The following is a 12469-nucleotide window of genomic DNA, read 5'->3' as shown; positions in this document are numbered from 1 at the left end:
TCAGTCGTCGGTGTCGACGACGTCGACCCGCACGCGGCGGCCGTCGGCGAGCGCCGTGACGAGCGTGCGGAGGGCCTTGGCGGTGCGACCGGCCCGGCCGATGACACGGCCGAGGTCCTCGGGGTTCACGTGAACCTCGAGGACCTCGCCGCGTGCGCTCGACGCGGAGACGACCTTCACGTCGTCAGGGTGATCGACGATCCCCTTGACGAGGTGTTCGAGCGCGGACTGGAGCAAGGCCTTACGCCTCGTCCGTCGCGGTCTCCGCAGCCTCGGCCTCGGCCTCGGCGGGCTCTTCGGCCTTGGGGGCCGGCTTCTCCGCCTTGGGCTTCAGCACCGGCTTCTTCTTCTCGTCGGCGACGAACTCGGCCTTGGCGTCCTTCGTCTGGACCGTCGAGACGGCGTTCTCGTCGCCCTTGAACTTGCCCCAGTCGCCCGTGAGCTTGAGGATGGCGAGCACCTGCTCGGTCGGCTGCGCGCCGACACCGAGCCAGTACTGCGCACGGTCGGAGTCGACCTCGATGAACGAGGGCTGCTCGGTGGGGTGGTACTTGCCGATCTCCTCGATCACACGACCGTCGCGCTTGGTGCGCGAGTCGGCGACGACGATGCGGTAGTACGGCGCACGGATCTTGCCGAGACGCTTGAGACGGATCTTGACAGCCACGATTCTCCTGAATGTGTAGAAAGGTTGAACCGATCGCCTGGAGCGTGGGGTGCACACCCGGCGGAAGCTCGAAATGGTCGGACCACGGCCTGATAGAGGGTCGGGCGGCGGTCCAACCCCCTATTCTGCCAGATCGGGGCGGATGCCGCGAACCGGCGCCCGCCGGGCGGCGGTGCCTGCACGCACGTGCGTCAGCGGAGCCGCGCCATCCACGCCTCGACGCCGGCCGCGTCGATCGGGAGCCCGTTCGAGAGCACCTCGCTGCCGGTCGGGGTGACGACGACGTCGTCCTCGAGCCGCACGCCGACGCCGCGCAGCTCGGGCGGGAGCGTCTCGTCGAACGCGTGGAAGTAGAGGCCCGGCTCGACCGTGAGCACCATGCCCGGCTGCATCCGCGCCCCCTGGTAGGCCGCATGGCTCGCGCTCGAGCAGTCGTGCACGTCGATGCCGAGGTGGTGGCCGACGCCGCAGACGATGAAGCGCCGGTGCTGCTGTCCCTGGGGCGAGAGCGCCTCGTCGACCGACACGGGCAGCAGGCCCCAGTCGGCGAGGCCGCGGGCGAGCACCTCCATGCAGGCCGTGTGGAAGTCGGTCCAATCTCGGCCCGGGCCCACGGCGGCGAGGCCGGCACGGTGCGACGCCTCGACGAGGTCGTGCACCTCGCGCTGCACCGTCGAGAACGTGCCGGAGGCGGGCAGCGTGCGGGTGACGTCGGCGGTGTAGCCGCTGCGGCGCTCGACGCCGAGATCGAGCAGCAGCAGGGCCTCCGGGTCGACGGCGCCCTCTGCGCGCACCCAGTGCAGGACGGGCGCGTGCGCGCCGGAGCCGACGATCGAGGCGTAGCCCGTGCCCGCACCGAACGTGCGGGCGTGCCGGTCGAACGTGCCCTGCAGCCATCGCTCGCCGCCGCGGCGCACGGCGTTCGGGATCTCGAGTGCGGTCGCCGCGAAGCCGTCGACGGTCGTGTCGACGGCGGCGCCGAGCTCGGCGAGCTCCCAGTCGTCCTTCACCATGCGGAGCTCGGCGAGCACCCTCGCGAGCTCGGCCGACCGTGGGCGGGCCGCGATGATCGCCGACGGCCCCGTCGTCGGCACGGTGCCGGCGATGAGCGCGCCGCCGGGCAGCTCGAGCGCCTCGATCGGCCGGGTCCGCACGCCGAGCGCGTCCGCCCACTCGGCCAGGCCCGGCATCGGGCCGACCCACAGTTCGCCGCGAAGCGGGTCGGCGAAGAAGCCCTCGTCGCCCGGACGGAAGGGCGCCGGCAGGTACAGGGTCGCGTCGTGCCCGCCGGCGCGGGGCTCGAGCACGAGGACGGCGTCTTCGACCGCCGCACCTGCGAGCCACAGGAAGTCGCTGTCGGCGCGGAACTCGTGGGCGTTGTCGTTCACCCGCATGGGTGCGCGGCCGGCCACGATCGCGAGCACCTCGCCGCTGAACGCGACCGAGAGCCGGTCGCGGTGCCGGGCAGCCGCTTCCGCCGCACCGTCGGCCATCACCGGGGTGCGGTCGGCCTCGCCCCAGCCCTGCAGCATGAACTCCCGGAAGCCTGGCGAGCCGGCCAGGCGCGGCATGCGGGGGTCGGGTTCCTCCGGCAGCGGCATGGATCGTGCGGCGGCGGCGGCCGCGGTGGCGGTGGCGGTGGCGACTTCGGCGTGCATCCTGCTCCTCCTGCGCGTCGTCGCGCGTTTTCGAGTGCTGTATTACACATCACATAGTAGACTCGTCGCATGTCCGATGTCATCGCCGCCATGCGGATGTTCGACGCCGCCGCGCTCCGCGCCCGCATCGACATGCCGAAGGCGATCCACGCCCTCCAGTCCGCGCTGCGCAGCGGGTTCGACCCCGACGACGACCCGCCGCGTTCGATCGTCGACGTCCGTCACGGCCAACTGCTGCTCATGCCCGCGGACCTCGGCCGGTACGCCGGCCAGAAGCTGGCGACGGTCGCCCCCACGAACCCCGCGCGCGGACTCGAGCGCATCCAGGCGATCTACGTCGTGCTCGACGCCGAGACGCTCACCCCGATCGCCCTGCTCGACGGCACCGAGCTCACGAGCCTGCGCACCCCCGCGATGTCGGCCGCGATGCTCGACCTCGTCGCCGAGCCCGATGCGAAGAGCCTCGTCGTCTTCGGAACCGGCCCGCAGGGCGTGCGGCACGTCGAGGCCATGCGCGCGATCCGACCGATCGAGCGGGTCCGCTTCGTCGGCCGCGATCGGGCGAAGGCGCTCCAGGCCGCGGCCCGGTGCGAGGCATCCGGCCTCGACGTCGCGGTCGGCACGGCCGACGACGTCGCCGACGCCGACCTCGTCGTGTGCGCGACGACCGCCCGCGAGCCGCTCTTCGACGCCGACCTCGTGCGCGATCGCACCGCGCTCGTCGCCGTCGGCTCGCACGAGCGCGACGTGCGCGAACTGCCGGGGGCGCTGCTCGGGCGCAGCCAGGTGATCGTCGAGACCGACCGGGTCGCGCGCACCGAAGCCGGCGACGTCATCATGGCGTTCGACGAGGGCCATCTCTCCCCCGGCGAGGTCGTGCCGATGGCGCGCATCGCGACGGGTGCCGTCGAGGTCGCACGCGACCGGCCTCGCATCGTGAAGACGTGCGGCATGGGCTGGCAGGATCTCGCGGTCGCCCAGGCCGCGATCGACGACGCGGACGGGGGCGCGTGATGCGCTGGACCACCGAGGACTGGCACACGGCGGGCGAGCCGTTCCGCATCGTCGAGGACGTGCCGACCGAGGGTGCGAGCGTCGCCGAGCGGCGCGTGCACGCGATGACGGGCGAGCCCGACCGCGTGCGCCGGTTCCTCTGCCTCGAGCCGCGCGGCCACGACGACATGTACGGCGGGTTCATCACGCCGCCCGACGACGACGGAGCCCACTTCGGCGTGCTGTTCTGGCACAAGGACGGCTTCTCGACCGCCTGCGGGCACGGCACCATGGCGCTCGGCGCGTGGGCGGTCGCGACCGGCTGGGTCGCCGCGCCCGACGACGGCGAGGCGGTCGTCGTGATCGACGTGCCGAGCGGGCGGGTCGAGGCCCGCGTGCAGCGCGAGGGCGGACGCACGACCGGCGTCGTGTTCCGCAACGTCGCGTCGCGGGTGCTCGCCCGCGGCATCCCGCTCGCGACGAGCCGGGGCGACGTCGCCGTCGACCTCGTGTTCGGCGGCGCCGTGTACGCGACGCTGCCGGCCGCCGCCCTCGACCTCGAGGTGACGCCCGAGCACACGACCGAGCTCATCCGACTCGGCCGGGAGATCAAGTGGGCGCTGAACGAGCACCCCGCGGCTCAGCTCGACGACGATCGGCTCTCGGGCGTGTACGGCACGATCCTCGTCGACGACCTCGGCCGGACCGACACGGGGCCATGGCAGCGCAACGTGACCGTGTTCGCCGACGGCGAGGTCGACCGCAGCCCCTGCGGCTCCGGCACGGCATCGCGGGTCGCGCTCCTCGCGCACACGGGCGAGCTCGCCGACGGCGAGACGCTCACGCACGACTCCATCATCGGCACCCGCTTCCTCGCGCGCGTCGCCTCGCGCACCGACGACGGGGTCATCCCCGAGGTGACCGGGCAGGCGTACCGCGTCGGCCGCTGCGAGTTCGAGCTCGACCCGGCCGACCCGCTCGCCGACGGGTTCAGCCTGCGCTGAGACGTCGACGCGGACTCGCCGCGCGTTCGCCGTCTCGCCACTCACCGAGGGCGCACTCCGCCCCGCGCCATCTCCACCCACCGAAAGTGCACTCGTCGCCCGAATCAGGGCGACGAGTGCACTCTCAACAAGGGCGCGCTCCGCCCCGCGCCATCTCCACCGACCGAAAGTGCACTCATCGCCCGAATCAGGCGACGAGTGCACTCTCGACGAGGGCGCGCTGGCGGCGCGAGAGCAGATGCGGGGTCAGTGCGAGCCGGTGAGGCTCCCCCACCCCGCTGAGGCGCCCGCGGCGCTGCGGCGCTGCGGAACGCCCCAGGGGTTGTCGTCGCGCAGCGGCGCCGGCAGCAGCGCCTGCGGCGCGTTCTGGTAGGCGACGCCGCGCAGGAAGCGGGTGATGGCCGCGGTGCCGACGCTCGTCGCATCGCTCGTCGTCGCCGGGTACGGGCCGCCGTGCTGCATCGCGCTCGTCACCGAGACGCCAGTGGGCCAGCCGCCGAACAGCACGCGTCCGCTCGTCTCGGCGAGGGCGTCGACGAGGTCGGCGAGCCCGCCGGCGTCGAGCTCGGCATCGCTCGCGTGCAGCGTCGACGTGAGATTGCCCGGGAACAGCTCGCGCTGAACCTCGGGCAGCTCGGCCGCGTCGTCGTACCGCACGACGATCGAGAGCGGGCCGAACGACTCCTCGAGGAGTTCGTCGCGGTGCTCGCGCAGCGTCTCGAGGTCGACCTCGACCACCGTCGGGGTCGCGAAGCGCTGCTCGGCGTCGTCGACGCGCACCTCGCCCGCGGCGAGCACCGTCACGCCGGGGGCGCCGAGCACGGCGCCGCGCCGCTCCTCGAACGCACGCCCGATGCCCGGGTTCAGGAGCCGGTGCTCGGCGACCGACGCAGCGGCCTCGCCGACCGCGCCGAGCTCGGCGTCGCGGGGCACGAAGAGGAAGCCCGGCTTCGTGCAGAGCTGGCCGGCCGAACCCGCGACCGAGGTGAGGAAACCCTGCAGCAGGTCGGGCTCGCCCGCGACGGCGCCCGCCGTCGCGTAGACGGGGTTCACGCTGCCGAGTTCGCCGAAGAACGGGATCGGACGCGGTCGCGACGCGGCGATGTCGGCGAGCAGGCGGCCCACGTGCGTCGAGCCGGTGAACGCGCCGGCGCGAATGCGTTCGTCCTGCAGGAGCTCGACGCCCACCTGCTGGCCCGCGACGACCTGGAACACGCCGTCGGGCATGCCGGCACCGGCGAGCGCGTCGGCGACGATCTCGCCCGTGCGCCGCGAGAGCTCGGGGTGACCCGAGTGCGCCTTCACGATGAGGGGGCAACCCGCGGCGAGCGCCGCCGCCGAGTCGCCGCCCGCGACCGAGAACGCGAAGGGGAAGTTCGATGCGGCGAAGTTGAGCACGGGACCGACGGGCTCGAGTACGCGGCGCACGTCGGGGCGCGGGCCGATCACGTACTCCGCGTCGGCGTCGTCGATGCGGGCGTCGAGGTAGCCGCCGTCGACGATCACCTCGGCGAAGAGGCGCAGCTGGTTCGAGGTACGGCGCACTTCGCCCGTGAGGCGCGCCTCGGTCAGGCCGGTCTCGCGCATCGCGATCGCGATGAGCTCGCCGGCCGCGGCGTCGAGGGCGTCGGCGACGGCGACGAGTGCGGCCGCGCGGGCGCGCGGCGCGGTCTCGGCGAAGGGTTGTGCGGCGCGCGCGGCGCGAGCGGCGACGGCGTCGATGTCGATTTCAGTGGTCATGGATGCCTCCAGCTGGTGAATTCGGATGTCTGCGGGTGCGCGCTTCAGGTCGGGAGGCGCGTCGCGCGGTGTGCCGGGCGCGATCTGGGCCGGCACGCCGCTCCGCTCCTGAATCGCGCACGGTGACAGCGAGGGCGCGTCAGAAGACGAAGCCCTCGGGGAACGGGTCGTCGTCGTCGAGGAAGTACTGGCCGAGGCCCGTCACCCAGGCGCGGCCGGTGATCGTGGGTACGACCGCGGGGACACCGCCGACCTCGGTCTCGCGGAGGAGCCGACCGGTGAACTCGGTGCCGATGAACGACTCGTTGACGAAGTCGGTGTCGAGCGCGAGCTCGCCGCGGGCGTACAGCTCGGCCATGCGTGCGCTCGTGCCGGTGCCGCACGGCGACCGGTCGAACCAGCCGGGGTGGATCGCCATCGCGTGCCGCGACCGCACGGCGTCGGACCCGGGAGCGATGAACTCGACGTGGTGCACGTGGTTCGCCCCGGCGATCACCGGGTGCTGCGGCGGTGCCTGCGTGTTGATCGCGTCCATGATCGCGAGGCCCGCTCGCACGATGTCGTCCTTGCGGGCGCGGTCGAACGGCAGCCCGACGTCGTCGAGCTCGACGAGCGCGTAGAAGTTGCCGCCGAACGCGACCGAGTACGGCACCTCGCCGTAGCCGGGCACCTCGATGGAGGCATCCAGCCGCTCGGCGAAGCTCGGCACGTTCTCGATGGTGACGTGCTTCGCCCGGCCGCCCTCGACGGCGACCCGGGCGATGACGAGCCCCGCGGGCACGTCGAGCCGGATCTCGGTGACCGGCTCGGTGGCCTCGACCATGCCGGTCTCGACCAGGACGGTCGCGACGCCGATGGTGCCGTGGCCGCACATCGGCAGGAACCCGGATGCCTCGATGAAGACGACGCCCCAGTCGGCATCGTCGCGCGCGGGCGGCTGCAGCAGCGCGCCCGACATCGACGCATGGCCGCGGGGCTCGTTCATGAGCAAGCCCCGCAGCCCGTCGAGGTGCTCCATCGCGTAGAGCCGGCGGTCGTTCATGGTCGCGCCGGGGATCCGGCCGACGCCGCCCGTGACGACCCGGGTGGGCATGCCCTCGGTGTGGGAGTCGACGGCCGACAGGACCCGACGCGCTCGCATCAGGCCTCCACCACCGTCGAGACCGGCGCGGTTCGCCGGCCTCCGGGCAGCGTCTCAGGCGCAGGACGCATCAGGCGACCGCCGCCTGCCGTGCCGCGAGCGCTGCCAGGGCGCGCTCGGTGTCGGCCGTGACCTGGGCGTGCTGCTCGGGCGAGAGCGGTCCGCGCGGCGGACGGGTGGGGCCGCCGTACGAGTTGCCGCAGATGTCCATCGAGAGCTTGATGGCCTGCACGAACTCGGTGCGCGAGTCCCAGCGGAACACGGCGACGAGCTGCTCGTAGAGCGCCTTCGCCTCGTGCCACTTGCCGTCGGCGCAGAGGTTGTAGAGCTCGACGGCCTCGCGCGGGAACGCGTTCGGGTAGCCGGCGAACCAGCCGACGGCGCCGTTCACCATGAGCTCGAAGAGCACGTCGTCGGCACCGGCGATGATGTCGATGTCGCAGAGCTCCTTGATCTCGTAGACGCGGCGCACGTCGCCCGAGAACTCCTTGATGGCGACGACCTCGGGGATCTCGGCGAGCTTCGCGACGAGCGAGGGCACGAGGTCGACCTTCGTGTCGAAGGGGTTGTTGTAGGCCATGATCGGCAGGCCGACCTTCGCGACCTCCTGGTAGTGGGCGATGACCTCGCCCTCGTTCGCGCGGTAGATCGTGGGCGGCAGGAGCAGCACGCCGTCGGCGCCGTCCTCCTGGGCGGCCTCGGCCCACTGGCGGGCCTGGTGGCTGCCGACGCCGTGCACGCCGGCGATGACGATGCCGCGTCCGTCGACCGCCTCGACGGCGACCTGGATCACCTTGCGGCGCTCATCGTCGGTGAGCGACGAGTACTCGCCCAGGGAGCCGTTCGGTCCGACCCCGCGGCAGCCGTTCGCCATGAGGAAGTCGACGTGCTCGCCGAACTTGTCGTAGTCGACGGCGAGCCCGGCGGGCGCCGAGGCGTCGGGCTTGAAGGCGAGGGTGGTCGCGACGACGACTCCGCCGAGGTCCATGTTCTGCGTGGTCATTTCGTGTTCCATTCTGATCGGTGTCGTCGCCGTCGGCGACGGGTGGTGGTGAAGTCGGGTGCGACGCGTTCAGTCGCGCATCGAGCGCCGGTTGGTCTCGGGCATCGTGATGACGACGAGCAGGGCGAGCACGGTGACTGCGACGACGTACCAGGCGGGCGCCACGGTGGAGCCGGTGAGGCCGATGAGCCAGGTCGCGATGAGCGGTGCGGTGCCGCCGAAGATCGTGAACGCGAGGTTGTAGCTGATCGAGGCGCCGGTGTACCGCACGCGGGCCGGGAAGAGCTCGACGAACGCCGCGCCCGCCGGCCCGAAGAAGAGGCCGAGGGCGAGGCCGAGCAGGCTCTGGCTCACGATCGCGGCGGGCAGGGTGCCGACGCCCACGAGGAGGTACGCGGGGACCGCGACGAGCGCCCCGAAGAGGCCCGCGATGAGCAGCATGCGCCGACGGCCGATGCGGTCGGAGACGAATGCGGCGACGGGCACGGTGAAGAAGGTGATGAGCAGCGCGATGCTGTTCGAGATGAGCGCGGCCGACGAGTCGAGGCCGATCGTCACGGTCATGTACGAGTAGAAGTACCCCGTGAGGGAGTAGTAGCCGAGGCTCGCGACGGCCGCGATGCTGAAGCAGACGACCATGTTGCGCCACTGCTCGCGGAACACCGTGCGGATCGGCGCCGACTCGACCTTGCGGCTCTCGCGCATCTCGAGGAACGCGGGCGACTCGTCGACGCGCGTGCGGATGTAGAGGCCCACGACCGCGAGCGGCGCGCCGAGCAGGAACGGCACACGCCAGCCCCACGTCTCGTACGCCTCGGGCGACAGCACGGTCGTGAGGGCGAGCACGAGGAGCGCGGCGATGACGGGCGGCAGGTTCGACCAGGTGTAGACGAGCCCGACGTTGAGCCCGCGACGCTTGATCGGCGAGTGCTCGGCGACGAAGGAGTTCGAGCCGATCGTCTCGCCGGCGGCCGAGAGCCCCTGCATCATGCGCAGCAGGATGAGCAGCACGGGTGCCGCGACGCCGATCGCCGCGTAGGTCGGGAGCAGGCCGATGAGGGTCGTCGAGATGCCCATGACGAGGATGACGCCGGCGAGCACGCGCTTGCGGCCGAATCGGTCGCCGAGGTTGCCGATGAGGAAGGCGCCGATGGGGCGCGCGACGAAGCCGACGGCGTAGACGGCGAACACCGCCATGAGCGCGGCCGCGGGGTCGGAGTCTGGGAAGAACAGCGTGGCGATGACCGGCGCAGCGTACGCGTACACGGCGAAGTCGAACCACTCGACGAAGTGCCCGATGGCCGAGGACGTCATGACCTTGCGGACACGGCGGGCCTCGGCGTCGCCGGGCGGGGCGATCTGGGTTTCGGTCTCGAGGGTGCTCATCGGCGGCTCCTTTGTCGCATTACGTGATGTGTAATATATCACACACTACTCAGTCGGATGCTTCGACCGACGTCTGCCCGTCGGGCTCAGCCCGCGCCGGCGACCGCCTCGTCGATGCCGGAGCCCTCGGCGCACGCCGCGAGCTCGCCGATGCGCACCGACGACAGCACAGGTCGGCGGTCGAGGTCGAGCGGGCGGCCGAGCACGGCCTCGACGCTGCGCCCGCACGTGCGACCCTGGCAGGCACCGAGGCCGGCGCGGGTGGCGAGACGGATGCCCCGGCTCGAGCCGGCCGCGTCGGCGGCGCCCCGCAGCCGTGCGACGGTCACCGATTCGCAGCGGCACAGGATCGTCTCGTCGTCGAGCCACGCGGTCCAGCCCGGCGCGATGTCGTGGGTCGCGAGCCGGTCCGCGAACGCGTGCATGCGACGGCGAGCGGCGATCGGGCCGCGCATGCGCGGGTCGTCGGGGTCTCCCCCGGCGGCGGCGAAGCCCGCGACGGCCCCCTCTGCCAGGGCCGCGTCGGCCCCGGCGATGCCGGTGACCTCGCCCGCGGCGTACACGCCGTCGATGCTCGTGGCCTGTCGGTCGTCGACCTCGACGAACCGATTCGGGCTGATGCGGCATCCCGCCTGGATCGCGGCCTCGAGCCGCGGCGTGAAGCCGTGTCCGAGCGCGACGGCGTCGCACCCGACCTGCCGCTCGGTGCCGGGCACCGGCCGCCACCGTGCATCGATGCGCTGGATCGTCACGCCCTCGACCGAGGTCTCGCCGTGGATACGGGTGACCGCCTGACCGAGGCGATAGGGGGTGCGATGCCGGGCGAGCGAGGCCGCGTACTCGCCGAGCTCCCCCGCCTTGCCCGCCACACCGGCCAGCTGCCACGGCGCACGGCCCCAGCCGCGGGCGATGCCCCGGGCGCCGACCGCCTCGACGACCTCGACGACCTCGCCGCCGACCCGGGCGATGCTCGCCGCGACGGGCAGCAGGAACGGGCCGGCCCCCGCCACGACGGTGCGGCGGCCGAGTGCCACGCCGTCGCGCTTGGCGAGCGCCTGGGCGGCGCCCGCGGTCGTCACGCCCGGCAGCGTCCAGCCCGGCACGGGCAGGGCACGGTCGTGCGCACCGGTCGCGATCACGAGGGCGTCGGCCTCGATCGTGAGGGCCGTGCGAGATGCCGCGTCGGCCGGCCCCTGCAGCGCGTGCACGCGCAGGCCGCGCTCAGTGTCGACCCGCCACACGCTCGTCGACGAGTGCACGGTCGCACGGTCGAGCACCGCGCGCAGGCGTTCGAACCGCCCCCACTGGTGCTGCAGGTGCCGGTCGGTGAGGGTGTCGTGGTGCCGCCAGAACTGCCCGCCGACCCGCTCGCCCTCGTCGATGACGATGACCTCTGCACGGTGCGCGAGCGCGGCCTGTGCGGCGGCGAGACCGGCCGGCCCCGCGCCCAGGACGACGACCCGCCGCTTCATCGCGCCTCCTTCTCGATCACGTCGCCGTCGCACGCCGTGCGCTGGCAGGCGCGGACGCTCTCGGTGCCGTTGACGGTCACGATGCAGTCCTGGCAGATGCCGATGCCGCAGAACACGCCGCGCTCCGCCCCGTCGGCGGTGCGCCAGGTGCGTCGTCCGGCGGCGAGCAGCACGCCCGCGATCGTCTGTCCGTCTCGACCGACGATCTCGTCGCCGTCGAAGGTGATGCCGATGGTCATGCGGCCTCCTCCCGGAGGGCTGCCCGCGTGGGCAGGAAGGGTGCTGGGTCGACGGGCGCGGGCGTGCCCAGCACGGCGTGGGCGATGAGCTCCCCCGTCGTCGGCGCGAGTCCGATGCCGGCGCCCTCGTGGCCGGCGGCGTGGAAGAACCCGTCGACGTCGCCGTCGGCGCCGATCGCCGGCAGGTGGTCGGGAGCGTAGGGACGGAAGCCGTGGTAGCTGCGCAACAGCATGGTGTCGGCGAGGAACGGGAACAGCCGCGTCGCCTTCGCGGCGATCTCGGCCAGCGCGGGCAGCGTGTTCGCCGACGAGAAGCCGACGCGCTCGCGGCTGGATCCGATGAGGACCGTGCCGGCGGGGGTCGACTCGACGACCGTGGAGGTCTGCAACGAGGCATCCCCCGACCCGACCGCCCCGACGTAGTCGGAGTCGTACACCTTGTGGAAGACGCGCTGCGGCATCGGTACGGTCACGAGGATCAGGCCGCGCCGCGGCCGGATGTCGAGGCGGGCGCCGAAGAGCGTCGCGACCTCGCCGGCCCACGGCCCGGCGCAGTTGACGACGGCGTCGCCCTCGATCCGGCCGTCCGTCGTCTCGACGCCGACGATGCGGCCGCCGCTCCGGTGCGCGCCGACGACCTCGGTCACGCGCAGGCTGGCGCCGAGCCGCACGGCCCGGGCGATCATCGCCTGGGTCGCGAGGCTCGGCTGCACCTGCGCGTCGTCGGGGTAGTGGATGCCTCGGGCGATCTCGGGCGACAGGTGGGGTTCGAGCGCGCGCAGCTCCGCGGCATCCACGTCGTGTGCGGCGATGCCGATGCCGCGCTGGGAGTCCGCGAACGTGCCGAGCGCCGCCTCGCCGCCGGCGAAGGCGACGACGACGCCGCCCTTCGCCTCGAACTCGGTCGCGGGCTGACCCGGACCGCGGTCGGCGTCGAGGCGGGCGGCGAGGTCGCGCCAGGCGCGGTTCGCGACGATCGCGAGCTCGGCCTCGGGCCCGGGCCCCTTGTCGGAGACGAGGATGTTGCCCTCGCACCGGCTCGAGGTCTCCCCCGCGACGCCGGCACGGTCGACGATCACCACCTCCGCGCCCGCCTCGGCGAGCGCGAGCGCGCTGGCTGCACCGATCGCACCCGCGCCGATCACGATGACGCGCACGAGGCCACT

General features: G+C 72.9%; 12 protein-coding genes. 2 read left to right on the top strand and 10 right to left on the bottom strand.

The window, feature by feature from the left end; translation table 11 throughout:
• The 3 genes from MUN74_RS16610 to MUN74_RS16600 form a co-directional block, all read right to left on the bottom strand.
• The gene (locus MUN74_RS16610; RefSeq protein ID WP_056651189.1) at window positions 1–237 is read right to left on the bottom strand and encodes an RNA-binding protein; all 237 of its coding nucleotides are present in this window, start codon (window positions 235–237) and stop codon (window positions 1–3) included.
• Window positions 238–241: 4 nt separating this feature from the next.
• Entirely contained in the window at window positions 242–667 is a 426-nt protein-coding gene (rpsP, locus tag MUN74_RS16605) for a 30S ribosomal protein S16 (protein ID WP_244853721.1), read from the bottom strand.
• 191 nt (window positions 668–858) lie between these two features.
• On the bottom strand, window positions 859–2325 hold the full coding sequence (locus MUN74_RS16600) for an aminopeptidase P family protein (RefSeq protein ID WP_244853719.1): 1467 nt from the start codon (window positions 2323–2325) through the stop codon (window positions 859–861).
• Between the two features lie 69 nt (window positions 2326–2394).
• Between MUN74_RS16600 and MUN74_RS16595 the strand changes: the two genes are divergently transcribed.
• Both MUN74_RS16595 and MUN74_RS16590 read left to right on the top strand, forming a co-directional pair.
• Window positions 2395–3339, top strand: a complete 945-nt coding sequence (locus MUN74_RS16595) for an ornithine cyclodeaminase family protein (RefSeq protein WP_244853718.1) — start codon at window positions 2395–2397, stop codon at window positions 3337–3339.
• Window positions 3339–4322 (top strand): proline racemase family protein, encoded by a 984-nt coding sequence (locus MUN74_RS16590; RefSeq protein WP_244853716.1) that lies wholly within the window; start codon window positions 3339–3341, stop codon window positions 4320–4322. The genes MUN74_RS16595 and MUN74_RS16590 overlap by 1 nt, the downstream gene beginning before the upstream one ends.
• Before the next feature lie 246 nt (window positions 4323–4568).
• Here MUN74_RS16590 and MUN74_RS16585 read toward each other — a convergent pair whose 3' ends face one another.
• From MUN74_RS16585 to MUN74_RS16555, 7 genes are all read right to left on the bottom strand, one after another.
• Window positions 4569–6062 carry an aldehyde dehydrogenase (NADP(+)) gene (locus MUN74_RS16585; protein WP_244853714.1) on the bottom strand — a complete coding sequence of 498 codons (1494 nt, stop codon included), beginning with the start codon at window positions 6060–6062 and terminating at the stop codon, window positions 4569–4571.
• 139 nt (window positions 6063–6201) lie between these two features.
• Window positions 6202–7203 (bottom strand): proline racemase family protein, encoded by a 1002-nt coding sequence (locus MUN74_RS16580; protein WP_244853712.1) that lies wholly within the window; start codon window positions 7201–7203, stop codon window positions 6202–6204.
• A gap of 70 nt (window positions 7204–7273) precedes the next feature.
• Entirely contained in the window at window positions 7274–8206 is a 933-nt protein-coding gene (locus MUN74_RS16575) for a dihydrodipicolinate synthase family protein (RefSeq protein WP_244853710.1), read from the bottom strand.
• A 69-nt stretch (window positions 8207–8275) separates the two neighbouring features.
• Complete coding sequence (locus tag MUN74_RS16570) at window positions 8276–9592, bottom strand: MFS transporter (protein WP_244853709.1); 1317 nt, start codon at window positions 9590–9592, stop codon at window positions 8276–8278.
• A gap of 86 nt (window positions 9593–9678) precedes the next feature.
• On the bottom strand, window positions 9679–11064 hold the full coding sequence (locus tag MUN74_RS16565; protein WP_244853707.1) for an FAD-dependent oxidoreductase: 1386 nt from the start codon (window positions 11062–11064) through the stop codon (window positions 9679–9681).
• A complete protein-coding gene (locus MUN74_RS16560) occupies window positions 11061–11303 on the bottom strand; it encodes a (2Fe-2S)-binding protein (RefSeq protein WP_244853705.1) in 243 nt (80 codons plus the stop codon). The genes MUN74_RS16565 and MUN74_RS16560 overlap by 4 nt, the downstream gene beginning before the upstream one ends.
• Complete coding sequence (locus MUN74_RS16555; protein WP_244853704.1) at window positions 11300–12460, bottom strand: NAD(P)/FAD-dependent oxidoreductase; 1161 nt, start codon at window positions 12458–12460, stop codon at window positions 11300–11302. Before MUN74_RS16555 ends, MUN74_RS16560 begins: the two co-directional genes overlap by 4 nt.
• Between the last annotated feature and the right edge of the window lie 9 nt (window positions 12461–12469).

It is taken from the genome of Agromyces sp. H17E-10 (assembly GCF_022919715.1).
Classification (GTDB): Bacteria; Actinomycetota; Actinomycetes; order Actinomycetales; family Microbacteriaceae; genus Agromyces.
Note: the sequence above shows the minus strand (reverse complement) of the source record. Positions and strands in the feature narration are given on the sequence as shown.

Coding starts and splice junctions, on each gene's coding strand:
- MUN74_RS16565 (WP_244853707.1), bottom strand. CDS start 11,064: ATGAAGCGGCGGGTCGTCGTCCTGGGCGCGGGGCCGGCCGGTCTCGCC.
- MUN74_RS16560 (WP_244853705.1), bottom strand. CDS start 11,303: ATGACCATCGGCATCACCTTCGACGGCGACGAGATCGTCGGTCGAGAC.
- MUN74_RS16570 (WP_244853709.1), bottom strand. CDS start 9,592: ATGAGCACCCTCGAGACCGAAACCCAGATCGCCCCGCCCGGCGACGCC.
- MUN74_RS16580 (WP_244853712.1), bottom strand. CDS start 7,203: ATGCGAGCGCGTCGGGTCCTGTCGGCCGTCGACTCCCACACCGAGGGC.
- MUN74_RS16575 (WP_244853710.1), bottom strand. CDS start 8,206: ATGACCACGCAGAACATGGACCTCGGCGGAGTCGTCGTCGCGACCACC.
- MUN74_RS16595 (WP_244853718.1), top strand. CDS start 2,395: ATGTCCGATGTCATCGCCGCCATGCGGATGTTCGACGCCGCCGCGCTC.
- MUN74_RS16585 (WP_244853714.1), bottom strand. CDS start 6,062: ATGACCACTGAAATCGACATCGACGCCGTCGCCGCTCGCGCCGCGCGC.
- MUN74_RS16590 (WP_244853716.1), top strand. CDS start 3,339: ATGCGCTGGACCACCGAGGACTGGCACACGGCGGGCGAGCCGTTCCGC.
- MUN74_RS16600 (WP_244853719.1), bottom strand. CDS start 2,325: ATGCACGCCGAAGTCGCCACCGCCACCGCCACCGCGGCCGCCGCCGCC.